General features: G+C 73.9%; 21 protein-coding genes. 10 read left to right on the forward strand and 11 right to left on the reverse strand.

Features of this window, described 5'->3' with window-relative positions:
* Positions 1–251 precede the first annotated feature (251 nt).
* The gene (locus ACIHCX_RS31880; RefSeq protein WP_400035666.1) at positions 252–1,268 is read left to right on the forward strand and encodes a hypothetical protein; all 1,017 of its coding nucleotides are present in this window, start codon (positions 252–254) and stop codon (positions 1,266–1,268) included.
* Between the two features lie 191 nt (positions 1,269–1,459).
* On the opposite strand, the gene ACIHCX_RS31885 is transcribed toward ACIHCX_RS31880, so the two are convergent.
* Positions 1,460–2,692, reverse strand: coding sequence for a hypothetical protein (locus tag ACIHCX_RS31885; RefSeq protein WP_400035668.1), 1,233 nt, complete (start codon positions 2,690–2,692; stop codon positions 1,460–1,462).
* Positions 2,693–3,102: 410 nt separating this feature from the next.
* Here ACIHCX_RS31885 and ACIHCX_RS31890 point away from each other — a divergent pair, with 410 nt between their 5' ends.
* Positions 3,103–3,327 carry a chaplin gene (locus ACIHCX_RS31890; RefSeq protein ID WP_400035670.1) on the forward strand — a complete coding sequence of 75 codons (225 nt, stop codon included), beginning with the start codon at positions 3,103–3,105 and terminating at the stop codon, positions 3,325–3,327.
* A 163-nt stretch (positions 3,328–3,490) separates the two neighbouring features.
* Here ACIHCX_RS31890 and ACIHCX_RS31895 read toward each other — a convergent pair whose 3' ends face one another.
* Positions 3,491–4,855: an FAD-dependent oxidoreductase gene (locus ACIHCX_RS31895; RefSeq protein ID WP_400035673.1), complete on the reverse strand. Its 1,365-nt coding sequence runs from the start codon at positions 4,853–4,855 to the stop codon at positions 3,491–3,493.
* Positions 4,856–5,013: 158 nt separating this feature from the next.
* On the opposite strand from ACIHCX_RS31895, the gene ACIHCX_RS31900 reads away from it, so the two are divergent.
* The gene (locus ACIHCX_RS31900; protein WP_400035675.1) at positions 5,014–5,946 is read left to right on the forward strand and encodes a DMT family transporter; all 933 of its coding nucleotides are present in this window, start codon (positions 5,014–5,016) and stop codon (positions 5,944–5,946) included.
* 47 nt (positions 5,947–5,993) lie between these two features.
* On the opposite strand, the gene ACIHCX_RS31905 is transcribed toward ACIHCX_RS31900, so the two are convergent.
* Positions 5,994–6,839: a SigB/SigF/SigG family RNA polymerase sigma factor gene (locus ACIHCX_RS31905; protein ID WP_400035915.1), complete on the reverse strand. Its 846-nt coding sequence runs from the start codon at positions 6,837–6,839 to the stop codon at positions 5,994–5,996.
* Between the two features lie 293 nt (positions 6,840–7,132).
* On the opposite strand from ACIHCX_RS31905, the gene ACIHCX_RS31910 reads away from it, so the two are divergent.
* Both ACIHCX_RS31910 and ACIHCX_RS31915 read left to right on the forward strand, forming a co-directional pair.
* The gene (locus ACIHCX_RS31910; protein WP_400035677.1) at positions 7,133–8,629 is read left to right on the forward strand and encodes an MFS transporter; all 1,497 of its coding nucleotides are present in this window, start codon (positions 7,133–7,135) and stop codon (positions 8,627–8,629) included.
* Positions 8,630–8,727: 98 nt separating this feature from the next.
* Complete coding sequence (locus ACIHCX_RS31915) at positions 8,728–8,901, forward strand: CsbD family protein (RefSeq protein WP_400035679.1); 174 nt, start codon at positions 8,728–8,730, stop codon at positions 8,899–8,901.
* 91 nt (positions 8,902–8,992) lie between these two features.
* On the opposite strand, the gene ACIHCX_RS31920 is transcribed toward ACIHCX_RS31915, so the two are convergent.
* The 4 genes from ACIHCX_RS31920 to ACIHCX_RS31935 all read right to left on the reverse strand — a co-directional run bounded on the left by ACIHCX_RS31920 (position 8,993) and on the right by ACIHCX_RS31935 (position 12,434).
* Positions 8,993–10,747: an MFS transporter gene (locus tag ACIHCX_RS31920; protein WP_400035681.1), complete on the reverse strand. Its 1,755-nt coding sequence runs from the start codon at positions 10,745–10,747 to the stop codon at positions 8,993–8,995.
* Positions 10,744–11,247 (reverse strand): MarR family winged helix-turn-helix transcriptional regulator, encoded by a 504-nt coding sequence (locus ACIHCX_RS31925; protein WP_400035683.1) that lies wholly within the window; start codon positions 11,245–11,247, stop codon positions 10,744–10,746. Before ACIHCX_RS31925 ends, ACIHCX_RS31920 begins: the two co-directional genes overlap by 4 nt.
* Before the next feature lie 82 nt (positions 11,248–11,329).
* Positions 11,330–11,866: a hypothetical protein gene (locus tag ACIHCX_RS31930; RefSeq protein ID WP_400035685.1), complete on the reverse strand. Its 537-nt coding sequence runs from the start codon at positions 11,864–11,866 to the stop codon at positions 11,330–11,332.
* A gap of 22 nt (positions 11,867–11,888) precedes the next feature.
* Entirely contained in the window at positions 11,889–12,434 is a 546-nt protein-coding gene (locus ACIHCX_RS31935) for a DoxX family protein (protein ID WP_400035687.1), read from the reverse strand.
* Positions 12,435–12,655: 221 nt separating this feature from the next.
* On the opposite strand from ACIHCX_RS31935, the gene ACIHCX_RS31940 reads away from it, so the two are divergent.
* The 3 genes from ACIHCX_RS31940 (at position 12,656) to ACIHCX_RS31950 (ending at position 16,819) form a co-directional block, all read left to right on the forward strand.
* Entirely contained in the window at positions 12,656–14,305 is a 1,650-nt protein-coding gene (locus tag ACIHCX_RS31940) for a N,N-dimethylformamidase beta subunit family domain-containing protein (RefSeq protein WP_400035689.1), read from the forward strand.
* Positions 14,306–14,469: 164 nt separating this feature from the next.
* Entirely contained in the window at positions 14,470–15,714 is a 1,245-nt protein-coding gene (locus ACIHCX_RS31945) for a PP2C family protein-serine/threonine phosphatase (RefSeq protein ID WP_400035691.1), read from the forward strand.
* Between the two features lie 91 nt (positions 15,715–15,805).
* The gene (locus ACIHCX_RS31950; protein WP_400035693.1) at positions 15,806–16,819 is read left to right on the forward strand and encodes a hypothetical protein; all 1,014 of its coding nucleotides are present in this window, start codon (positions 15,806–15,808) and stop codon (positions 16,817–16,819) included.
* 27 nt (positions 16,820–16,846) lie between these two features.
* Here the strand turns inward: ACIHCX_RS31950 and ACIHCX_RS31955 are convergent, their stop codons facing one another.
* From ACIHCX_RS31955 to ACIHCX_RS31965, 3 genes are all read right to left on the reverse strand, one after another.
* Positions 16,847–17,059, reverse strand: a complete 213-nt coding sequence (locus tag ACIHCX_RS31955; RefSeq protein WP_400035695.1) for a hypothetical protein — start codon at positions 17,057–17,059, stop codon at positions 16,847–16,849.
* 143 nt (positions 17,060–17,202) lie between these two features.
* Complete coding sequence (locus ACIHCX_RS31960; RefSeq protein ID WP_400035697.1) at positions 17,203–17,562, reverse strand: hypothetical protein; 360 nt, start codon at positions 17,560–17,562, stop codon at positions 17,203–17,205.
* A gap of 183 nt (positions 17,563–17,745) precedes the next feature.
* Positions 17,746–19,134 (reverse strand): PP2C family protein-serine/threonine phosphatase, encoded by a 1,389-nt coding sequence (locus ACIHCX_RS31965; protein ID WP_400035917.1) that lies wholly within the window; start codon positions 19,132–19,134, stop codon positions 17,746–17,748.
* A 152-nt stretch (positions 19,135–19,286) separates the two neighbouring features.
* On the opposite strand from ACIHCX_RS31965, the gene ACIHCX_RS31970 reads away from it, so the two are divergent.
* On the forward strand, positions 19,287–20,099 hold the full coding sequence (locus ACIHCX_RS31970) for an SAM-dependent methyltransferase (RefSeq protein WP_400035699.1): 813 nt from the start codon (positions 19,287–19,289) through the stop codon (positions 20,097–20,099).
* A 64-nt stretch (positions 20,100–20,163) separates the two neighbouring features.
* Here ACIHCX_RS31970 and ACIHCX_RS31975 read toward each other — a convergent pair whose 3' ends face one another.
* Entirely contained in the window at positions 20,164–21,693 is a 1,530-nt protein-coding gene (locus ACIHCX_RS31975) for an NlpC/P60 family protein (protein WP_400035701.1), read from the reverse strand.
* A 346-nt stretch (positions 21,694–22,039) separates the two neighbouring features.
* Between ACIHCX_RS31975 and ACIHCX_RS31980 the strand changes: the two genes are divergently transcribed.
* Positions 22,040–22,786, forward strand: a complete 747-nt coding sequence (locus ACIHCX_RS31980) for an SOS response-associated peptidase (RefSeq protein ID WP_400035703.1) — start codon at positions 22,040–22,042, stop codon at positions 22,784–22,786.
* Positions 22,787–23,042 lie beyond the last annotated feature (256 nt).

The raw sequence follows: 23,042 nt of genomic DNA on the forward strand, positions 1-23,042 counted from the left end.
CACGGCGTCCGAAAAGTGTCGGTCGGCGAGCCGGGCAACAGGTCCGTGCGCAGGACCAGATGGAGGCGGTCATCGAAAGGCCCGGCACGGCCCCGTCGGACGCCCCCGTTGCCGCCCACCCATGACCGGACGTCACCCCGCTGCGTCGTCCCGGTGGCGCGCCGGTCGACACGGCCCTTGTAATGGCGGGGTAAAGGCGTGTCGCGCTTCGGGGGTGCAGGAGCGGCCGCAACCCTGCCATGGAGCCCAGCATGACCACCCGCTCTTCACCATCCGAGTCGAACCAGGCCGTCATCGACTTCACCGACGAGAACCGCTGGTCCGGGCCGCCCGGAGCCATGGTGGGAGGCGGTGAGGACGAGGACGCCGCCGGTGACCCGGTCGGCGGACTCGTCCGGGCGGCGGTCGACGACCGGCCCCTGGAGGAGATCCTCCGCTTCGTCACCCTGCTGGAGGGACCGCCCGAGCACGCCGAGGCCGTCCGGCACGCCCTGCGCGCGGTCGCCCTGGACCGGCCGGTGGAGGACGTCGCCCGGCTGGTCGCCGAGCTGACCCGGCCGCCGCGGCCGGCGGACAACGCCGACGACACGATCCGCGCCGCGGTCGGCGGCCGCTGCGTGGAGGACGTCACCCGGCTGGTGGCGCTGCTGCACCGGCCACCGCACCTGCCGCACTGCGGCCGGGCGGCGATCCGCGCGGCCGCCGCCGACCGCACGGTCGAGGAACTCGCGGAGCTGATCGGGCGGCTGGCCCGGGAGCCGCACGACGAGCCGGGTGCGTCGCCGGATCCGGCCGCGGACCGGGAGCGGAAGGCCGCGGGCGAGCGGGCCGGGCGACCCGCCTTCTGGCCCAGCTGGATCGCCTCGGCGGCCCTCGTGGTGTGCGGCGCGGCCTACTTCCCGCTGCGCTGGCAGGGCGTGCCCCTGTTCGTCTGTCTCCTCGCCCTCATCGTGTCGGGGCTGTGCGGGCTGCTGGCCCTGCTGCTGGCGCTGCGTACCGGCGTGGTGGCCCTGGTGGCGGGGGCGGTCGTCCCGGCGGTGCTGGCGGCGGTCGGCTATGTCGAAGGCAGGTTCGTCCCGGCGCAGGTCTCCCGCGCCCTGGCGATCACGGTGGCGCCGCCGCTGAGCGCGGGACTCACCGCGGTGTGCGCGTCTCTGGCCAGTCTGGCCGCGCTCTCGCTGCTGCTGATGGTACAGGCGGCCGAGCGGCATCCGCCGCCCCGGCCGACCGGCCTCGGCTCACGGGCCGTCAACCCGCCCGCCCGGTGAGCTGCTTGCCGGGGGCCGGGAACGGCGCGTCCGGAAGCGGACACCGCTCGCCCGCCGGCCGGCGCCGTCCGCGACCAGGCCGCCCCGCCGCGGCGCGACCGGGCGGCCCCCCGGAGGTGCCGCCGCGCGGACCGCGTGCCCGGGCCGCGGCACCCGGCGGATCCGGGCACCCGTACCACCGCGGACCGGGCTCAGTTCTCGGCCCGCGGCTCCGAGCCTCCGGCCGGCGGGGACGTGCCGGCGTCCCCGCCGGCCGGAGACGCGCCACCGTCGTCGGAGGCCGCTCCGGCCTTCGGCCGCCGCTCCGGTGCGGCACCCGGGCGCAGCGACAGGGCGGTGCCCTTCAAGCGCCCCAGTCCGCGCGCAAGTTGACGGAAGGGAGACTCGGAGACCGGACCGGCCTGCCTCCTGGCCGGCAACATGCCCTCGGCCTCCGCCTCCCGGTACACGGCGAGGGCCTCGTGGGCGCGCTCGGCGGCCTCCTTGTAGAGGTCCCGGGACTTCGTCATCGCCTCCAGGGCTTCGGAGTACATGGTGACGAGTTCGCGCGCCCCGGCGAGTTCCTCCTCGACGGTCAGCAGCCGCCACTCCTCGCGCACCCCCGCCAGGGCCCGGTCGGCGCCGTCGGGCAGGGGCCTGGGCAGCGCTGCGAAACGGCGGACCGTGTCGAGGAGTTCGGTGGGTTCCGTGCCGTCGAGGAAGACGCTGCGCACCGAGAAGTCCGCCATGGCGTAGCCGGACGGCGCCGGACTGCCGGGCAGGACCACGGCGCCGCCGCGAGGCACCCGGATGCCGAAGTCGTCCAGTACCCAGTTCACGGCCCGGAACCGGTGCGGCGCGGCCCGGTGTTCGACCACCCGGTGCCGCAGGCCCTCGGGCAGCAGGCGCACCACCGCCGCCCGGCCCCGCTCGTCGGGCGTCATGGCCTCGTGGACGACGACGTGGAGGGTCCAGGTGTCCCGCGCCACGTGCCGCAGGACCCGCCTGAGGTCCTTGTCGTCGTCCGGGAGGGGGGTGGCCTCCCCGAGCGGCAGCCCGGTGACGGCCTCGTGCTGCCAACCGGCGTCGGGTCCCTGCGGCCAGAACATGGTCGCGGGGGAGGGCCACCGCGGGTCCCACCTCCGCTCCGCCTCCGCCAGCAGCGTCCACGCCCGCCCCGGTGCGTCACCGGGGTCGTCGAGGGGCGCGAGGGCGAGCCGGGCCCGTACGGTGACCTCGCCGGGCATCAGCCAGCGGGCCTCGAAGACCTTCTCGCCGCCGGGGCCGGTGCCCTCCGCTTCGAGGTGGTCGTGGAGGACACCGTCGGCCTTGAGCTGTTTCAGGTGGCGTCGCACGACGTCCTCCGCGGCGGGCCCGGTGTGGCGGCCGCGGGCCGGCCACACCGTGGGCGGGGTGGCGGGGCGGGGGGAGGGGGAGTTCGACATGAGCCAATCGGAGAGCGGGGGCGGCGTGTGTGTTCAGTATCGCCAAGCCGGATCATGCCGGGTCGCGCGGGGTCGGTGCCCGTCCCGCCGGGGCGGCGGCGCCGTCCGCCCGCGGCCGTGCGTGTGCCGTGGCGGCGCGTTTCCCGTGGTCAGCCGGTCTGCCCGGTGGCCTGGCCGGACCGGGCCCGCCGCTCGCCGGCGTGCGGGGTGAGTCCCCTGCGGGCGGCGGCGCGGCGTTGACGCGGGTGCCGGAGCCACCGGTGCCGCCTTCCCCGTTCGGAGCATGTCACGCCCTGTGAGGCTGACAGTCCTGCTGCATTCGGCGGCGGAACGGTGTCCTGCGGCGCCCGGAACCCTCACCGTCCCTCACCGTGGGAACGCCCGTGTTCTTCGAGCGACAGGAGTTCTCCATGAGGATCAGAATGACGGCTGCCGCCGCCCTGGCCGGCGCGGCCCTGATGACGTGCGCGGGAACCGCCGCGGCCGACTCCGGCGCGATCGGTGCCGCAAGCAACAGCCCCGGGTTCCTCTCCGGCAACGTCATCCAGGTCCCCGTCGAACTCGGCCTCAACGCGTGCGGCAACTCGGTCAACCTGGTCGGCCTGCTCGACCCCACCGCCGAGAACGTGTGCTAGGACGATTCCGGCGGGGCGGTGCGCGTCCACGCGCCCACTTCCCGCGCAGCCGAGCGAGCCGTGCCCCGGCCGGGGCACGGCTCGCTCGGTAGGGGCCGCACACAGGTTCCGCACGGCTCGCCGGCTGCCGGGCGGTCGCCGCCCGGCAGCCGGCCGCGCCGGACTACGCGCCGCTCGCGCGGAGCATGTCCTCGCGTTCGACGATCTTCACGCGCTCGCGGCCCCGGGGCTCGCCCAGGGCCTTCTCGGCGGCGTCCAGGCGGTACCAGCCCTCCCAGGTGGTGAACCGGACGTTCCGCTCGGCCAGGAAGGCGTCGACGGCCTCCGGGGCGGGCGAGGCGGGGGTGTGCAGGCGTTTGTTCGCGAAGTCGTCCAGCAGGTTGGCGACGGTCTCGTTGGCGTCGCCCTTGGTGTGGCCGATGAGGCCCACGGGACCGCGCCGGATCCACCCGGTGACGTACAGGGACTGCACGTGCTCGCCGGACTCGGCGACGATCCGGCCGCCCTCGTCCGGGATCGTGCCCGACTCGAGGTCCCAGGGCAGCTTGGGCAGTCGGTCGGAGAGGTAGCCCACGGCGCGGTAGACGGCCGTGACGTCCCAGTCCTTGAAGGTGCCGGTGCCCTCGACGTTGCCGGTGCCGTCGAGCGCGGTGCGCTCGGTGCGCAGCCCGACGACCCTGCCGTCCTCGCCGAGGATCTCGGCAGGGGACTCGAAGAAGTGCAGGAACAGCTTGTGCGGCCGGTCGCCGACGTCGCGGATCGCCCAGTTCTCCAGCGTCTTGGCGACCATGTCGGCCTGCTTGTTGCCGCGCCGGGTCGTGATGGAGCCCTCGTCGTAGTCGATGTCCTCGGGGTCGACGACGACCTCGATCGAGGGGGAGTGGTCCAGCTCTCGCAGCTCCATCGGGCTGAACTTCGCCTGTGCCGGACCCCGGCGGCCGAACACGTGGATCTCCACCGCCCTGTTGGCCTTCAGGCCCTCGTGCACGTTCGGCGGGATCTCGGTCGGTAGCAGTTCGTCGGCCGTCTTGGCCAGGATGCGGGCCACGTCCAGGGCGACGTTGCCGACCCCGAGCACGGCGACCTTCTCGGCGGTCAGGGGCCAGGTGCGCGGCACGTCCGGGTGCCCGTCGTACCAGGAGACGAAGTCCGCGGCGCCGTACGAGCCGTCCAGCTCGATGCCGGGTATGGGCAGCGCCCGGTCGGCCGTCGCGCCGGTGGAGAAGATCACTGCGTCGTAGAACGCGCGCAGGTCGTCCAGGCTGATGTCGCCCGGGTAGTCGACGTTGCCGAAGAGCCGGATCTGCGGCTTGTCGAGCACCTGGTGGAGGGCCGTGACGATGCCCTTGATGCGGGGGTGGTCGGGGGCGACTCCGTAGCGGATCAGACCGAACGGGGCCGGCATGCGCTCGAAGAGGTCGATGGACACGCCCGGTTCGGTGGCCACGTCGGACTTGAGGAGGGCGTCGGCGGCGTAGATCCCGGCGGGGCCGGCTCCGACGATGGCTACCCGCAGGGGGCGGGGCATGATCAGGTTCCCTTCGAGCGAGGATGTTCGACTCCTCGGCAACCCTAAACTGAGGCAAACCTAAGTAGGTACGCGGGTCCGGTCTATGGACCCATAAAGACGATTTATGACGTGCGTGGCGGCAGGACGGCACGGCCTCGGTCGGGCATGGTGGAGCTGTGATCGGGTTGGCCGCGTGCTTCGCCGTCCTGGGGGCCGCCAGCAACGCCCTGGGCACGGCCTTCCAGCGCAAGGCGGCCTCCACCGTCGCGCGCGGCGGTGGGCTGCGGCTGCTGTTCGCCCTGGCGCGCCGCCCCGCCTGGCTCGCGGGCATCGGCGGGGTGATGGGGGCCGCCATGTTCCAGGCTCTCGCGCTGGTGAACGGCCCGATGGCGCTCGTGCAGCCCCTGTTCATCCTGGAACTGCCGTTCGCCCTGCTCATCGCCGCCCCCCTGATGCACCGCGGGCTGCCCCGCGCGGGCTGGTGGGGCGTGGCGGGCATGGTCGGCGGTCTCACGCTGGTACTGGTCTCGGCCGCCCCCTCGGGGGCCCGGGACCAGGCGTCCATGGTGCGGTGGATCCCGGCCCTGACGGCGTGTCTGGGGGCGATGGCGGTGGCGGTGGTCCTCGCCCGGCCGGGACGCCCCGCGCTGTTCCGCGCCGCCGTGCTGGCCGCGGCCGCCGCCGTCGGCAACGCGCTGACCGCCGCCCTGCTGAAGTCGGCGGCCGGCAGCCTCGACACCTCCGGCCTCGCGGCCTTCCTCACCACCTGGCAGACCTACGGGTTCGCCCTCACCGGGGTCGGCGCCCTGTTGCTGCTGGAGAACGCCCTCCAGGCCGGCTCGCTGGCCGCCTCCCAGCCGGCGCTGACGCTCGGCGACGCGACGGTGAGCCTGGTGCTGGGCGTCATGCTCTTCGGCGAACACGTCCGTCTGGGCTGGTGGCTCCTGCCGGAGCTGATCGGTGCCGGGCTGATCCTGTGGGGGGTCCTACGGCTCATCCACGTGGTCCCGCACGCCCAGCAGGCCCTGCTCGGCGACAGCGGCGCAGGCACCCCGGCAGGCAGCCGCACCGACCGCCCCACCCCGCCCGAGCACGCGCCCGGGAACTAGGGTCAGGGCCGGGCGTGCCGATCCGGTGCTCGGCGCTCCTCGGATGGTCAACGGGTGGTCAGCAGACCCTGCCGCAGTCGGCCCAGCAGCCGGTTGAGCAGGCGGGACACATGCATCTGGGAGATGCCCAGGCGCTCCCCGATCTGTGCCTGGGTGAGTTCCTCGACGAACCGCATGTGGATGATCAGCCGGTCCCGCTCGCCGAGTTCCGCGAGCAGCGGAGCCAGGCTGTGGACGTCCTCCACGAGCGCCATGCCGGTGTCCTCGGCGCCGATGAAGTCGGCGAGGACGTTCTCGCCCTCCTCGCTGCCGCCGACGGCGGCGTCCAGGGAGGCGGAGGTGTAGCCGTTGGAGGCCACCATCGCGTCGACGACCTCCGGCTCGGGCAGGTTCATCAGCTCCGCGAGCTCCGCGGTCGTGGGCTTGCGGCCGAGCCGGCTGCCGAGCTCCTCGGTGGCCTTGGCCAGCTCCACGCGGGCCTCCTGCAACCGGCGCGGGACGTGTACGGCCCAGGAGGTGTCGCGGAAGAACCGCTTGATCTCACCGACGATGTACGGCACGGCGAAGGACGTGAACTCCACCTCGCGGGCGAGTTCGAACCGGTCGATCGCCTTGATCAGCCCGATCATGCCGACCTGGACGATGTCCTCCATCTCCTGCGGGCCCCTGCTGCGGAAGCGGCCGGCCGCGTAACGGACGAGGGACATGTTCATCTCGATGAGCGTGTTGCGGGCGTACTGGTGGTCGGGCGTGCCCTCCTCCAGGGTCGCCAGTCGGTCGAAGAACAGGCGTGACAGAGCCCTTGCGTCAGTGGGTGCGACCTTTGAGGGGTCGGCCACCTCCGGCAGCTCCCTACGAGCCCGAGTCGCCTTCGCCTCCGTGGTCACCGCCATCATGCGGCCCTCCCTCTCAGCCGGAACGTCTTCGGTACGCGCCCACCTTGTTGATCAAGGCGGATGTCGCAGCGTCTACCCAGGTGCGTAAACCTCACACCCATATATTTCCCCCTCTCACGCCGGCGCGCCTGCCGAGCAGGGGTGGCGGTGGGGTAGGGGAACAGCAGGGGCCGATGCGATGCGGTGTTCGACTGCGAGCAGCGGGGAACGTGGCCGGGGCACGCGGATTCCGGCCGCCGGTGCGTGCTTCGGCGGCAACCGGAAGGAGCCTTCGTGGACAGGGAGCCTTCGTGAGCAGGGACACGACAGGCGGACGCCCCGGCGCTCCGGCGGGACGCGACCCGAGGCGCTGGAAGGCGCTGTGGGTCACGCTCGCCACCGGGTTCATGAGCCTGCTCGACGTGACGATCGTGGCCGTGGCGCTGCCGTCGATGCAGCGGGACCTGGGCGCCTCGCCCGCCTCCGTGCAGTGGGTCGTCTCCGGCTACGCCCTGTCGTTCGCGCTCGCCCTGGTCCCCGCGGGCCGGCTGGGCGACGCGATGGGACGGCGCAGGATCTTCCTGTGGTCCCTGGCCGGCTTCGTGCTGTGCAGCGCCGCTGCGGGCGCCGCGCCCGGCATCGCCTGGCTCGTCGTGGCCCGGATCGCGCAGGGCGCCTGCGCGGGCTGCCTCGCGCCGCAGAACTCGGCGCTGATCCAGCAGATGTTCCGCGGGGCCGAGCGAGGCCGTGCCTTCGGCCTGTTCGGCGCCACGGTGGGCATCTCCAGCGCGGTGGGACCCGTCACCGGAGGCCTCATCCTGGCGCTGGCGCACGGCAGCCAGGGCTGGCGCTGGATCTTCTACGTCAACGTGCCGATCGGGGCGGTCGCGCTGCTGCTGGGCCTGAGGCTGCTGCCCCGCGTGGCGCCCGGCCGCCGGGAACACCTGGACCTGCCGGGCGTGGCCCTGCTGGGCGCCGGAGTACTGGGCCTGATGCTGCCCCTGGTCTTCGCCGACAGCGGGGGAGTGCGCCGGCTGTGGTGGCTGTTCCCGGTGGGCCTGGCGCTCCTGGTGGCCTTCGCCCGCTGGGAGAGGCGGATCGCGGCGCGCGACGGCGGGCCGCTGCTCGATCCGCGGCTGCTGACCTGCACGCGCGGCTATGCGGCGGGCACGTCGCTGGGCACGCTGTACTTCGTGGGGTTCAGCGGGGTGTGGCTGGTGTTTGCGCTGTTCTTCCAGAACGGCCTTGGCTACGAACCGCTGCAGTCCGGGCTCGCGGTGACGCCGTTCGCCATCGGTTCGGCGGCGGCGGCGGTGGTCTCGGGCCGGCTGGTGGAGCGGTTCGGGCGGCTGCTGACCTTCTGGGGGCTGGTCACGGTCCTCGTCGGACTGGCGGCCACCGCGCTGATCCTGCGGTCGGCTCCGCCGGGCGCCGAGGCGTGGTGGGCCGCGCCCGCCCTGTTCGTGGGCGGTGTGGGCAGCGGCTGCGTCATCGCCCCGAACGTGACGATGACGCTGCGTGACGTGCCGGTGCGGATGGCCGGGGCGGCGGGCGGCGCCCTGCAGACCGGGCAGCGGCTCGGGGGCGCGGTGGGTACGGCGGTCCTGCCGGGCCTGTTCTACATGGTGCTCGCGGCGAACGGGAAGGACTACCACGATGCCGTGGCCCTCGCCGTGGGCTGCGCCCTCGTGGCCCTGGTGGGGGCCCTGGCGCTCGCCGTCCTCGACCTGCGGCGCGACCGCCGTCCCGGCGGCCGGCGCGGTCCGCCCCAGGTTCGCACCGAGCACACCCGTGCCGGCCACGGCTGACGGGTCCGGTGACTCGTCGTGATCGGGAGGTTTGGCCGCCGCCGCGCCGAGCACCCGCGGGGTGACACCGACAGCGATTCTGCTTGGAGTGAGCGACAGTGGCTGGTGACCAGAAGGGCAAGGCCAAGAAGGAACAGATGAAGGGCAAGGCCAAGGAGACGGTCGGCCGCGCGGTGGGCAACGAGAGGATGACCGCCGAGGGACAGGCCGAGAAGTCCAAGGGCGACGCCCGCCAGGCCAAGGAGAAGACGAAGGACGTCTTCAAGCGCTGACGCCGGCCGGCGACGACGACGCCTCCGGCACCCCCGACACCCCTGGCGCCCTCAGCGGGACCCGAGCCGTTCTCCGACGACCCGAGCGCCCTCAGCGGGACCCCTGCTCGTCGAGCGAGGGTCCCGTCGGCGTCTTCCCGGGCAGCGGAGCCGGCCGACGGGCCCCTTCCTCGGGCAGCCGGTGACGGCCGCGCAGTGCCGAGGCCACCGCGGAGACCAGGGCCATCACGGCGGCGACGCCGAAGACGATGGTCAGACCGTGGTGGAAGGGCCCGGAGACCAGTTGCGGGAAGAACGTGTGCCCGGTCAGGGCCTGCTGCTGCGCGGCGGACAGCCGGTCGAGCGTTCCGCTCGGGCCGAGCAGATGCTGTACGGGGTTGTTGCCGAGGAACGTGGCGAACAGGGTGCTCACCGGCGGCAGTGAGGCGGCGTGCTGGGCCGCGGCCGCCGGGACGCCGTGTGCCCGCAGCCCGTCGCTCAGCGCCGACGGCAGCGAGGACGCGAGCCCCGAGATCATCAGCGAGAAGAACACCCCGATGGACAGGGCGGTGCCGGAGTTCTGGAAGGTGGAGCGCATGCCCGAGGCCACGCCCCGGTACTCCGGCGGCACGCTCCCCATGATCGACGAGGTGTTGGGCGCCGAGAACATGCCCTGGCCGAACCCGCTGACCAGCAGCAGCGCCGCGAACGGCCCGTAGGCGAAGTCCACCGGCAGGGCCAGCAGACCGAGGAAGGACGCGGTCACCAGCAGCAGGCCGGTCGTGGCGAACAGCCGGGCGCCGAACCGGTCGGAGAGATAGCCGGAGACCGGACCGGCGAGCAGGAACCCCAGGGTCAGCGGGAGCATGAAGATGCCAGCCCAGAGCGGGGTGTCCTCGAAGTCGTAGCCGTGCAGGGGCAGCCAGATGCCCTGGAGCCAGATGATGAGCATGAACTGGAGCCCGCCGCGCGCGATCGCGGTCAGCAGGGCGGCCAGGTTGCCCGCGGCGAACGCCCGCACCCGGAACAGCGCGAGGTGGAACATCGGCTCGGCAACGCGGGTCTCGATGACGCAGAAAAGGATCAGCAGGAAGCAGCCGCCCGTCAGTCCGGCGAGTACCCACGGGTTGCCCCAGCCGGTGGCGTTCCCGCCGTAGGGCTGGATCCCGTAGGTGATCGCGGCGAGCAGGATCCCGGCGCCCGCCGCGAAGGTGAGGTTGCCCGGCCAGTCCATGCGGCCGCGCCGCCCCGGCGCCGTCTCCCGCAGGCTCAGGTAGGACCAGATGGTGCCCCCCACGCTGATCGGGACGCTCACCCAGAACACGGCACGCCAGTCGACGGTGGCGAGCAGCCCGCCCGCGAGCAGTCCGAGGAACTGTCCGGCCAGCGCGGTGATCTGGTTGATGCCCAGGGCCATCCCGCGCTGCCTGGCGGGGAAGGCGTCGGTGAGGATGGCGGCCGAGTTCGCCGTGAGCATGGAGCCGCCGAAGGCCTGCACCATCCGCCACAGGATCAGCCACAGCGCACCGGCCCCGGCCCTGAACGGGTCGAGGGACAGCGCGACCGACGCGCAGGCGAAGACGAGGAACCCCAGGTTGTAGATGCGCACCCGGCCGAACATGTCGCCGAGCCGGCCGAGTACGACCACGAGCACGGCCGAGACCAGCAGATAGCCCAGGATCATCCACAGCAGATAGCTGATGTTGCCCGGCGCGAGCGGGTCGAGCCCGATGCCGCGGAAGATCGCCGGCAGCGAGATGATCACGATGGAGGCGTCCATCGTGGCGATCAGCACGCCAAGAGTGGTGTTCGACAGGGCGACCCACTTGTAACCGGGGCCCACGGCGGCGGGGGTACGGGGGGTCACAGCCGTTCCGCCAGCCGGTCGAGCAGGGGCAGCGCGTCGGTGAGCGTGCGCTGTTCCGCTGGGGTGAACTCCGCGATGGCGTCGGCGAGCCGGCGTACGGACTCGGTGCGCCGCGCGGCCAGCATGTCGCGCCCCGCTTCGGTGACGGCCACCACGCAGCGGCGCCGGTCGACGGCGTGGGGCGCGCGCAGGACCAGGCCGCGCTGTTCGAGTGCGGCGAGGGTCGCCGCCATGGCCTGCGGCCTGACGCGTTCCAGTTCGGCCAGCGCCCCGGGCGAGTCCGGACCGTCGGCGGCGAGCCGCGCCAGCACGGACATGCCGGACAGTGACACGTCACCGACCGCGTGCGCCTGCCGCAGCCGCCGCGTGATCCGTGCGACGGTGACGCGCAGATCGGAGGCGAGGAGAGCGGCGCCTTCCGTGCTGTCCGTGCTGTCTGTGCTGTCCGTGCTGTCTGGGGGATTCGTGGGAGTGCCGGTGCCGACCTGTTCAACGTCCACGTAGTAACAATAGATTTATCAGTCTGGACTGTTGAACCAAGCGTTGGTAATCGTTGGCTCATCCACACGCACGGGGGTGCGGTCAGCGGTCCCGGAAGACCTCCGCGGCCTGGAGTCGGCGTAGGTCCTCGACGATGCTCTGCTGCCGCCCCGCCCGTTCGAACAGATCGTCCAGTCGCCGCGGATCAAGGCGCGTGTCCCGGGCGGCGAGAGAGCGCAGCACCTCCCACGCGCAGGCCTTTCCCCGGATGCCCGACTGGAGCAGCTCCAGCTCCAGCAGGGTGCTCAGCGGAGAGCGCCGCACCAGGCCGCCGTTGCTCTTCAGCCGTGCGGCCCGTTCGCCGAGGCGGCCCGCGTACACCTTGTAGCGCCGCACGGGTATGCGGAGCGCGCGCATGATCTCCAGCAGGCTCCTGCGGTCCTCGGCGATCTCGGCCGCGATCGGGGCCATCGCGTCGCCGATCTCCGAGCCCCGTGTCGCCATGGCGAGGTGGCGGGAGCGCTCGGTGCCCGCGGTGGCGCCCGCCAGGTGGTCGTTGAGATAGACCCCGAGCAGTTCGTGACCGGACTGGCCGGTGAACACCGGGAGGCGGGTACCGACGCGGGCGTGCTCGTTCATCGCGTGTGTCCTCCCACGTTGCTCATCCGCCGTCGCGGGCGGGCAGCTTGGCGCGCAGGCCGCCGACCGCGGCGGCCGGGCGTGCCGTCGCCCGGACCGAGCGGCGCACCAGCCGCGCCTCGCGTTGCAGCTCGTGGGCCGAGTGACGGCCGCGCCACAGCAGGGACGGCGCGCTGCCCGTGTCGTCGGCCGCGATCAGCAGGCCGCCCAGCATGGAGAGGTTCTTCAGGAAGTGGATGCGCTGCTGACCGCGGTCCGCGTCGTCCTCCGCCTCCCAGAAGCGGTGTCCGGCGATGGTGGTGGGCACCAGCGTCGCGGCCAGCGTCAGGGCCGACAGCCGCGGGAACCGCCCCAGGCCGAGCAGCACGCCCGCGACGACCTGGACGCCGCCGCAGAGCCGCACGACCTGCACGGTGCTGTCCGGCAGCACCGCCACCTGCTCGGTGATCGGCCGTACGACGGGTTCGGCGATCGGCGCCAACGCCTCGGGATCGCGGAAGGAGTTCATGCCTCCGGTAACGAACATGGAGGCGAGCAGCGGCCGACCGGCCACGCGCAGCAGACTCATGGTCCTCTCCAGGGGGTGAGCGGTATGCATGCCCGGCGCTGTGCCCGGCGTTTCCCCGGGTTCCCGGCCCGGGCCAGGACAATCGACCCACGCGATCCACGCGACGCGGACGAACCCGGAGGTGTGCCCTCGCGCCCGTGCGGACCGCCGTCGCGGCCGGTACCTTCGTCGAAGGCACGCCGAGTCCGCGGGGAGGGCCCGTTCACCCCCAGGGAGGCGATGTGAGCCCGCACCACGCACAGGAGCACACAGAGCACACGGGGGACGCAGAGCACACGGGGGACACCGGAGACACGGGAGACGCGCCGGCCACGGGGAAGGGCTCAGCACACGGCCCCGCCCGCAGGCGCTTCCTCTGCCTGTGCGCCGGTGCCGGACTGGGCGCGACGGCCGTCGCCTGCGACCACACGTCCGCGGACCGGCCGTCCACCGCCGCGGACAGCCGCCGTCCGGAGGCGGACCGGGACCGCACGGGCACCCGGGACTGGCGCACGGTCTCCTCGGGCCCGCCGGACGCGGTGGCCGGCTACACCGACCGGATCAGCGTCACCCCGGGCCAGGAGTGCGGCCTGCACGTGTCGACCACGGCGTCCTCGTTCCGCGTCTCGGCCTTCCGGGTCGGCTGGTACGGCGGCCGCAACGCCCGGCTCGTCTGGCGCTCCGGGCCCGTGCGCGGCCGTGCACGGCCCGCCGGCCGCACGCTGTCCGCCACCCGCACCGTCCGCGCCGACTGGCCCCGAACCCTGGCCTTCGGCACCGAGGGCTGGCCCGAAGGCGCCTACCTGCTGCGCCTCGACGCCGACAACGGCCACCAGCGGTACGTCCCGCTGATCGTCCGCTCCATGCACGGCGCCGGCCGCACCGTACTCCTGCACGCTCCGGCGACCTGGCAGGCGTACAACCGGTGGGGCGGCTCCAGCCTGTACAACGGCGCCTCCGGGGCGTACGCGACCCGCTCCCTGGCCGTCAGCTTCGACCGGCCCTACGACGTGAACGGCGCCGAGAAGTTCCTGGTGTACGAGTGGGCGGCCGTGGTCCTCGCCGAACGCCTCGGCATACCCCTGGCGTACACCACCGGAACCGATCTGCACCACGACCCCGGCGTGCTGCGCGGCGCCACCGCGCTGCTCTGCCTGGGCCATGACGAGTACTGGACGCCCGAGCAGCGACGGCACGTCGCCGAGGCCCGTGACGCGGGCACCAACGTGGCCTTTCTCGGCGCCAACACCTGCTTCCGCCGGGTCCGCCTGGAAGGGGGCGACCCGGCAGGGGACGACACGGGGGCCGGGCGCACCGTGGTCTGCTACAAGACCTCCTACCGGGACGACCCCTGCTACCCGTCCCGCCCCGCCCTGGTCACCACCGATTTCCGGCAGGCCCCGGGCGCCGATCCCGAGTCGTCCCTCACCGGGGTCCTCTACGAGGGCTATCCGGTCGACGCCCCGTACGTCGTGTACGCGGCGGACCACTGGCTGTACGAGGGAACGGGGGCGCGCCCCGGTGAGAGCTTCGACCACCTGGTCGGAGTGGAGTACGACCGGGTCACCCCCGGATCGCCCGTGCCCGAACCGCTGGAGATCACCGCGCACTCGCCGCTGGTGTGCGCCGGAGCCCGCGGTCACAGCGACTCGGCGTACTACACGGCGCCGAGCGGGGCGGGCGTCTTCGCCACCGGCACCATGCGCTGGGTGGAGGCGCTGATGGCCGGCACCCCCGACGGGGGCCGCGACCACGGCATGAACGCCCGCACCCGGGCCTTCGTCACCCGTACCACGGAGAACCTGCTGCGCGCCTTCGCCGAGGGCCCCGCGGCCCGGCACCGGCCGGCGCCCCGCCCCAACACGCGACAGGTGTACGGGACGCCGGTGTGACCGCGCCGTACGCGTCAGCGGGCCGCCGGGGCCGCCAGGGCCGCCTCCAGGGCGGGGCGGCCCGGGATGAAGGCCACGTCGGCTCCGGCACCGCGGGTCGCTCCCCGTCGGCACCCGCCCGCGGTGCTGGGATGAATCCGGTAGATCGGCAGAAAGGGGTCGTGATGGAAGGTGAGTTGGTGTCGGGCCCCAGGAGCGCCGCGACGGACCGTTTCGCACTGGCCCGGCGGGCCGTCGCCGCGATCGGTACGACCTTCGACGACCGCAGGACGGCGGTCGAACTCGCCTCCTTCCTGGTCGAGGAGCTGTGCGAGTCGGCGACCGTCGATCTCTACGGTCCTCGGGAGGCCGGCCGTGCACCGGGCGAGTCCCTGCGTTCCGCCGCCGTGGCCGGGCGGCGCGACCTCCTCGACAGCCTGGAGAAGGCCCCGCGCGATCAGATCTCCGTCCGCGCCCTGGACGCGGGCCACCCGATCACGGCCTCGTCCGCCCACGGCGGCGCCGCCCTGGTGACCCTCTCGGTGCCACTGCTGGCCTGGGACCGGGTCTACGGGGTCGCGCTCGCGCTGCGGGCCGGCCTGCCCTTCGACGACCAGGAGACGGCAGCCGTCCACTACGCGGCCCGGCTGGCCGCCGCGCAGCTGCGGCACGCGGAGGAGCAGCGCGAGGCCGGCCCGAGGGTGTGGGACCTGCGGAAGGTGCTGCCGGCCGCCCCGGAGCGCACGCACCCCGACGTGGAGCTGGCGTCCCGTTACGTGCCCGGCGGCACGGGCGGGCGCGTGGGCGGCGACTGGTACGAGACGCTGCACCTGCCTTCCGGCCGCGTCCTGCTGGCCGTCGGCGACGTCATGGGCCATGGCCTGGACGCGGCCGTCGACATGAACGCCTACCGCTCGACGCTGCGGTACCTCGCCTCCACCGACCTCGCGCCGCACGGCATCCTGCGCCGGCTGGACGCCATGCTGTCCGCGGAGAGCGGCCGCCGCCCGGCGACCTGCCTGCTGACCCTGCTGGACCCGGCGGACGGCACGGCCCTGCTCGCGAGCGCGGGGCACCTGCCGCCGGTCCTCTTCCACGCCGACGGCACGGCCGGGCCGGTCCCGCTGAGGGTGGGCCCCCCGATCGGCACCGGACCCGGCACCGGGCTCGCCGCCCACGAGGCGACGAGGCTGCCGCTCGCGGGGGACGACACGCTGGTCATGTTCACCTACGGGCTGATCGAGAGGCGCGGCGAGGACGTCGACACCTCGCTGGCCCGGCTCTCCGGCCTGCGGGCGGGGCCCGGTGCGGGAGCCGGCGAACTCCTGGACGGCATCCTCGGCGATTTCCTGTGCGGGGCGGGACCGGGCTCCGGTCAGGCCGACGTCGACGTCGCCCTCCTCGCGGCCCGCCGGCGACCCGGCCCCTGAGCAACCTGGCCCGTGACCGCCGCGCCGGGCCGGTCACGGGCCACCGGTCGTCCGCTGGGCCGCCGCCCTGTGCGGGCGGACACTGGAGGGCATGACCGACTGGCACGACAGCGTGGCGCGCCCGGTAGGGCGCCGAGCCGTGCTGCTGGGCATGGCGGGGGCGTTGCTCGGGGCGGCGGGCTGCACCGGCGCCGCCCGGGAGCCGAAGCCGGCCGCCTCCGACTCGCCCGCGTCCCCGTCCCCCACCGCGTCCCCTTCGAGCACCGGGGCGCCTCTTCCCCGCACCACCCCGTGGCGCCCCACCTCGGCCGAGATCCACCCGGAGGTGAAACGCCGGGCCGTCGAGCTGGTCGAGGCGCTCGGGGCCTGGCCCAGCGGCCGGGGCGGCGCGTCCGCGGCGCGGGCCGGAGTGGCCGCACAGGGCCTGCCGACCGCTCTCGTGGCGCAGGCGGGTCCGTTGCGGCCGGCCGCCGACGAGGCGGTGGTGCAGGTGGTGAACGCCCAGTACGGCGGGATCCTCGCCGACTCGGCGAGCGTGCTGGTGGTGTGCCGGCAGTGGACGCGGCACGGCGGCGCCGTCCGGGCGGGCGGGACGACGGTCGACGTGCGGCTGGCGCGGTCCCGGACCGGATGGACGGTCACCGCGCTGCACCCGGCCCGACCGGGCGCGCCGGAGGCCTCGCCGCCGGCCGGGGTGCGGCGTGTGCTGGCGGACTCCCGGATCGTGCTGCCGCCCGCCGCGCTGGCCGACCTGCGCAGCGGTCAGGTCCACGACAGCGTGGTCACCGCGATGCTGCGCCTGGCCGGGACGTACCGGATGTACGTCAGCGTGGTCCGCTCGGGGCATCCGCTGGACGTCTTCGGCACCAGCCGGCCCAGCGACCACCCGCGCGGGCGCGCCTTCGACGTGTGGCGGATCGACGGCCACGCGGTCGTCGACCCGGCCACTTCCCGCTCGCTCGTCGAACGCTTCATGCGCGACGCGGCGGCCGCCGGTTCCTACAACGTCGGCGGCCCGGTTCTGCTCTCCGGCGGCAGCACCCCGAACCAGTTCTTCAGCGACGCCACCCACCACGACCACGTCCACATCGGCTTCCGCGCCTGATTGACCTGATGGGGACGGGTGCCGCGGTCAGGGCAGGGCCATCATGAGCGCGGCGAGCACGGTGAGGGCCGCCAGCGGCACCATGACCGGGCGTGCACGTTCCCACCAGGACCAGGCCGGCCCGCCGCCGCGGAGCCAGGGGCGGGCGATGGGGAGCCCGGCGTCCGGAACGGTCAGGGCCCGGCCGGAGCCGAGCAGCGAGCGGCACCAGGGGCATTCGCCGTCCTCCCACGCTTCCATGCCGCGCTCAACGACACCCCCGGGGCCGGGCAACGCCCACGCCCACCATCGTGATGCCGCCGTCATCGAGCCGTGAGCAAACGGTGCCCCGGGCCGTCCGAGCCCGTCCCCGGGGAAAGGCCAGGGCCCTTCCCCGTCCGGGCTCACAGCCCCGGGAGCCCGCGCGGCACCGGCACCGCGGGCACCGCGGGAGACACCCGCGCCGACGCCTCCGGCGGCCGCTGTTCCGACCCGACGCCCCAGGGGCGCAGCAACGGCGCGACGGGCTCCCACCCCGGGGACACCACGGTCGGCGGCGTGCCGGCGTCCGCGAAGGACGCCCACTGGACCAGGGACGGTTCGGGTGCGTACCGCCCGGTGGCCCTCGGTGGCGCGAGGCCCACGGCGCGGGGCGGCGCGTCGACCGGCGGCTGGTCCGCGGGGCCGCTGGTCAGTTCCGCGTAGGGCTGTTCCGCGGGGAGGTGGCCGAGTGAGCGCGGCACGGCCCGAGAAGTGCTCTCCATGCCGGAGCAAACGGCGCCCACGCCGCCCGCGTACGCCTCGCGCCGCGGCCGCTCACCACATCAGGTGAGGACATCGCTCGAACGGCCGCCTCCGCTCATGCGACAAGCAGTCCGGAGCGGCCGCCCGGCAGCCCGACGAACCCTCCCGGGCGAGCCGTCCGTTGAGGCCGTTCCCGGTCCCCGTCAGTTCTTCCCCGGGGTCAACTCGGCCAGCAGCAGCGTCCGGTCGTCCGAGACGTCGTAGGCGGCGTCGGCGCCGTCATGACCGGAGCCGGCCAGCAGCCGGCGGCACAGCGACGGCAGGGCGTTTGGGTGCCCGGCGTCCGGTACGTCGTCGGCCCCGGCGTCGAGGGCGCGGGCGAGGCACGAGATGCCCTGGTCGATGTCCCGGGTGCGGGACTCGACCAGACCGTCGCTGTAGAGCAGCAGCAGGGTCGGCTCGGACAGGCGCAGCACGGTCGGCTCGTAGGGACCCGTGGCCAGCCCCAGGGGGAGACCGGCGGAGGCCAGGTCGACCGGCGCCGCCGGGCGGCCGGGGCCGCGGATCAGGGGCGGCGGATGGCCGGCGCCGACGAACGTGCAGGTGTGCAGTTCCGCGTCCCACTCCGCGTACATGCAGGTGGCGAAGGAGGCGCCGGGCGTGGTGCCGGCCACGGCGTCCAGCCGGTCCATGAGTTCTGCGGGGGTGATGTCGAGCGCCGCGAGGGTACGGACGGCGGTCCGCAGCTGGATCATGGCCACGGCGGACTCCGGTCCGTGTCCCATGGCGTCGCCCACGACCATGGCGAGCCGCCGGTCCCCTCGGGGCAGCACGTCGTACCAGTCGCCGCCGATAACGTTGTCCTGCCCGGCGGGCCGGTAGCCGTGCGCGACCCGGCAGCTCTCGAAGGCCTGCCCGGTCTCCGGGAGCAGACTGCGGCGGATGGCCAGCGCCGTGCGTCGCTCGCGCTCGTAGCGGCGGGCGTTGTCGAGGGCGACGCAGGCCCGGGCGCCGAGCGACTCCACCGCCACCGCCTCGCCGCAGGTGAAGGGCTCCTTGCCCGGACCGCGCGTGCAGGCGATGAAGCCGACCGCCGCGCCGCGCAGCCGCAACGGGACGATGAGGAACGAGGCGCTGCGCAGCAGGGCGTCCACGCCCGCGTCGTCGGGGCCGGTGCCGCGCAGCCGCTCGAAGGTGTGCCGGTCGACACCGTCGAGCAACTGGGTCTGCCCGGTCGCCACGGCACGCGCGTACGGCGTGGCACGGGGAAAGACGAGTACCTCCCCGACCGGCAGCAGGTGCTCCCAGTCCTCCGAGGTGTCCGACCCTATGCGCAGGGCGAGCCGACGCGCCTCGATCTGCGGCGGGTCGGCCGCCGTGCGCGCGTGCTCCTCCAGCAGCCAGCGCTGGAGCAGGTACACCGAGGCCGCGTCGCAGAAACCCGGTGCCAGCGCGTGCACGACATGACGGCCGGTCAGGTGGAGGTCGAGCTCGGAGCCGATGGCGTCGGCCGCGGGGGAGAAGTACGAACGCCGGCGGAGCGGCGCTGTGGGCGGCGGGTCTTCGGGTCGGCCGCGTTCTGTGTTCCGCAGGGTCGTGTGCCTTCTGGGTGGGGCCGGTGGGCCGAGGTCCGGTGGCGTGGGGACGGACTGGCCGGTCGGGCCGTCGGGCGGTACGGCGTCGTATGCCGCTGGCAACTATATGATGCCCAGTCAAGGTCGTTTGATTGTAGGGGAGTTGGCGGATGAGCGATGAAGGCGGGCTGCCGCGGGGCGTGGATCCGGGCAAGGCCAGCGTGGCCCGGATGTACGACGCCATGCTGGGCGGGGAGCACAACTTCGCCATCGACCGGGAGGCGGTGGCGGCCTTCACGGCGATCGATCCCCAGGTGCGCACCCTGGCCCGTGCCAACCGTGCCTTCCTGGGCCGCGCCGTGCGGTTCCTGGTGGACGCCGGGGTGCGCCAGTTCATCGACCTCGGCTCCGGGATCCCCACCCAGGGCAATGTGCACGAGGTCGCCCAGGCCGCCAGTCCCGGCGCCCGGGTGGTGTACGTGGACAACGACCCGGTCGCGGTCGCGCACAGCGAGGCCCTGCTTGCCGACAACCCGGACGCGGCGATCGTGGCCGGCGACATCCGCGATCCCGCGAAGGTGCTCTCGGCGCCGCAGGTGCGCGAGCTCATCGACTTCGACGAGCCCGTCGCCGTCCTGATGATCACCATCCTGCACTTCGTCACACCGCAGGAGGACCCGGGCGGCATCGTGGCCGCCTTCCGGGACGCGCTGCCCGCGGGCAGCTGGCTGGCCCTGACCCACGCCACGGACGAGGACCGCCCGGACACGGCCGCGGCGGTCGGGCAGCTGTACCGCGACCGGGCCACCTCGCCGGTCACGGCACGCTCCCACGACGAGATCAAGTCGCTCTTCGACGGCTTCGACCTGGCGGAGCCGGGGCTGGTCTACGTCCCGCTGTGGCGTCCGGACCGGGACGAGGAGATCCCGGAGGACCCGTCCAAGTTCTGGGTGTACGCCGGGGTCGGCCGCAGGACCGCGTGAACGCGGGGCGGGGAGGCCCCGGTGACGCCGTGGCGGTCACCCGGGCCTCCCCGCCCGCGACGGCTCACGCCGGCCGTATCGCGCTGTGGAGGGCCCGCGGGCCCGCGAAGAGGACCGACTCCTCGCGTATCGACGCGCCGGGACTCGGGGCGTGGACCATGGTGCCGTCGCCCGCGTACAGGCCCACGTGGCCGACCTCGCCGTGGAAGAAGACCAGGTCCCCCGGCTCCAGCTCGTCGAGCTGGATCGCCGCACCGGAGCCGGCTTGTTCGTGGGCGGTACGGGGCAGCGCCACCCCGGCGACCCGCCAGGCGGCCTGGATGAGGCCGGAGCAGTCGTAGGAGCCCGGACCGGTGGCACCCCACACGCACGGCTTGCCGATCTGCGCGCGGGCGAAGGCCAGCGCCTTGGCGGCCTTCCGCTCATAGGCCGAGGCCGAGCTCTCGCCGACGTCGGCGTTGTGGCCGGCCTGGCTGGCGTCGAAGAGCGCGTTGCCGTCCAGCGGCGGGGTGGTGTCGAACAGCCCCGTGGCGTGCTGCTGCCACTGCGCCGCCTCCGGCTTGGGCGAAGGCACTGCGGGCCGGGGCTCCTCGGCCGGACGCGTCTCGACGGCGACGGGCGGCGGCGTGCTGTCCCGCGCGGCGTGCCGGGCCAGCAGGTCGCCGGCCCGGGTGAGCTTGCCCCGCGTCCGCTCCTTGGCGGGCCGCCGCACCGCGGCGTCCCAGTGGGGTGGGACGGGGGCACCCGCCCCACTGGCCGCTCCACGCCCTGCCCCGGCCACGCCCGCGAACCCCGCGACGGGGTCGGCGGGCGGGGCCGCAGTGCTCGGGCCAATACCGGCGAGCATCCCCACGGCGCTGGTGGCCGCCCCTTCCATGATCCCCGCGGAGAAGCCCTCCACGGTGCCGGTGGGTGGGGACTGCATGGCCCCGTTGGGGAGTGCTTCCAGGGTGCCGGTGGGCGGCTGCATGGTGCCGGTGAGGAACGCTCCCGTGGTGTCGGTGAGGAACGCTCCCGTGGAGCCGGTGGGCGGCTGCATGGTGCCGTTGGTGAGGGCTTCCGCGGTGCTGGTCGGCGCTGGTGGCGTCGTTCCGGGAGCCGGTGGTTCCATGGGGCGGGCGGTCGGTTCGGCCACCATCGCGGCGGTCAACTCCGGTGGGCGTGTGGTGTCCCGTGCCGCGGCCGGGAGTTCCGGTACCGGGCCCGCAGGGCCCCCGGACAGCTCCGGCCGGGTCGGTCCGCTCCCCTCCGGGCCCAGTGCCTCGCGGACCTCCGCCGGACGCCTCCCCGGCGCGACGGCAGGGGAGCTGCCCGAATCGGGCCTGCGGTCCGGCGGCAGGACTGCCGGGACGGTCGGACCCAACTGGGCGCGCCCCACGTCGAACCACTTCCTGGACACCCGGTCCAGCGCCGGATCGGTCCCCCCGGAACCCCTCCAGGCACCCGAACCGCGCCTCGCACGTGCGTTCTTGCTCATCGCGCGGGTGGCGTTGAATTTCCCCGTGGCGTTCTCCGCCTGGTCGTAGAGGCTGCTGATCCGCTGCTGGACCTCGGCGTGGCTGGGCCCGTCGTCACTCGGTCGTTCCGGCGTCAAGAAAGACGCACTCCTCCCATGGGCCGCCTACCGGTTCTGCTCTCGGCATCGGGCGGACGTTCTGTGGAAGGCGTGCCCTGCGGCCCCGTCCCGAGGGACAGTCGAGCCTCTTCACCCCGAGGTTGGTCGGTTCCCCGGCTCCGGCCGCTGTGGGGGCGTACCGGACTCGGCGGAGGTCGCGCGATCCGGCGCGACTCGCCGGAGGCAATCGTGCGGCCTGGCCGCCAACTTAGCGAACATGTGTACCTGGTGTGAAGATCGCGGCGTGGAATGTCCGATACGTATTCGTGATCTTCCCGTGAGGTGCCTCACGCCCGCCGCCGGGCCGCCGTGGCACCCTGGCCTCATGTGCGGTCGCTACGTCTCCACGCGCGGTCCGGAGGAGCTGGCCCGGCACTTCCGGGTCACCGAGTGGCACCCGGAGGAGGCGCCGGCGCCCAGCTGGAATGTCGCCCCGACCGACGAGGTGTGGGCCGTTCTCGAACGCGCCCCGCGCGAGGACCGCACCCCCGCCGTACGCAGGGAGCTGCGCCCGCTGCGCTGGGGACTGGTCCCGTCCTGGGCGAAGGACGTGAAGGCCGGCGCCCGGATGATCAACGCCCGGGTGGAGACCGTGCACGAGAAGCCGGCCTTCCGCCGCGCCTTCGTCAGGCACCGCTGCCTGCTGCCCGCCGACGGCTTCTACGAATGGCAGCAGACCACGTCCGCGGAGACCGGCAGGACCCGAAAGCAGCCGTACTACATCAGCCCCGAGGACGGCGCGCTGATGGCGCTCGCCGGCCTGTACGCGTACTGGCGCGACCCGCACGTGGCGCGGGACGAAGACCCCGCCGCCTGGCTGACCACGTGCACCATCATCACCACCGAGGCCACCGACGAGGCCGGCCGCGTCCACCCCCGGATGCCGCTGGCCCTCACCCCGGACCACTACGACGCCTGGCTCGACCCCCGCCATCAGGACCCCGGCGAACTGCGGGCGCTGCTGGTTCCGCCGGCGGGCGGCAGGCTCGGCGTCCGGCCCGTCTCCCCGGCCGTCAACAACGTCCGCAACAACGGCCCCGAACTGCTGGAGCAGACGCAGACGCAGACGTGACGGGCCGTGACGGGCCGGGCCGCCCCGGGTCGCTCCGGACCCTCCGGTCCCGGCGTTGGGCACCGTGCGCCGGACGGGCCCCCGTTCCCCCTGATGCGCCCGATCACCGCCCACCCGGGCGAACTGCACCCCTGCCCCCGCCCGACCAGACCTTACGGTGCTCACGAGGGCTCATGAGCGCTCGAGAGGCGATGCCGATGGCGAAGGCGGCCGGCCCGTCCGGTCCGGGTGTGACGGCCCGGACCGGACGGGCGGT

The sequence above is a fragment of the Streptomyces sp. NPDC052043 genome, from assembly GCF_044548235.1.
Taxonomy (GTDB): Bacteria; Actinomycetota; Actinomycetes; order Streptomycetales; family Streptomycetaceae; genus Streptomyces.

Bases quoted from the DNA above. Each gene is read 5' to 3' on its own strand.
- ACIHCX_RS31880 (WP_400035666.1), top strand. From the start codon at position 252: ATGACCACCCGCTCTTCACCATCCGAGTCGAACCAGGCCGTCATCGAC.
- ACIHCX_RS31885 (WP_400035668.1), bottom strand. From the start codon at position 2,692: ATGTCGAACTCCCCCTCCCCCCGCCCCGCCACCCCGCCCACGGTGTGG.
- ACIHCX_RS31890 (WP_400035670.1), top strand. From the start codon at position 3,103: ATGAGGATCAGAATGACGGCTGCCGCCGCCCTGGCCGGCGCGGCCCTG.
- ACIHCX_RS31895 (WP_400035673.1), bottom strand. From the start codon at position 4,855: ATGCCCCGCCCCCTGCGGGTAGCCATCGTCGGAGCCGGCCCCGCCGGG.
- ACIHCX_RS31905 (WP_400035915.1), bottom strand. From the start codon at position 6,839: ATGGCGGTGACCACGGAGGCGAAGGCGACTCGGGCTCGTAGGGAGCTG.
- ACIHCX_RS31930 (WP_400035685.1), bottom strand. From the start codon at position 11,866: ATGAACGAGCACGCCCGCGTCGGTACCCGCCTCCCGGTGTTCACCGGC.
- ACIHCX_RS31935 (WP_400035687.1), bottom strand. From the start codon at position 12,434: ATGAGTCTGCTGCGCGTGGCCGGTCGGCCGCTGCTCGCCTCCATGTTC.
- ACIHCX_RS31945 (WP_400035691.1), top strand. From the start codon at position 14,470: ATGGAAGGTGAGTTGGTGTCGGGCCCCAGGAGCGCCGCGACGGACCGT.
- ACIHCX_RS31950 (WP_400035693.1), top strand. From the start codon at position 15,806: ATGACCGACTGGCACGACAGCGTGGCGCGCCCGGTAGGGCGCCGAGCC.
- ACIHCX_RS31955 (WP_400035695.1), bottom strand. From the start codon at position 17,059: ATGGAAGCGTGGGAGGACGGCGAATGCCCCTGGTGCCGCTCGCTGCTC.
- ACIHCX_RS31960 (WP_400035697.1), bottom strand. From the start codon at position 17,562: ATGGAGAGCACTTCTCGGGCCGTGCCGCGCTCACTCGGCCACCTCCCC.
- ACIHCX_RS31970 (WP_400035699.1), top strand. From the start codon at position 19,287: ATGAGCGATGAAGGCGGGCTGCCGCGGGGCGTGGATCCGGGCAAGGCC.
- ACIHCX_RS31980 (WP_400035703.1), top strand. From the start codon at position 22,040: ATGTGCGGTCGCTACGTCTCCACGCGCGGTCCGGAGGAGCTGGCCCGG.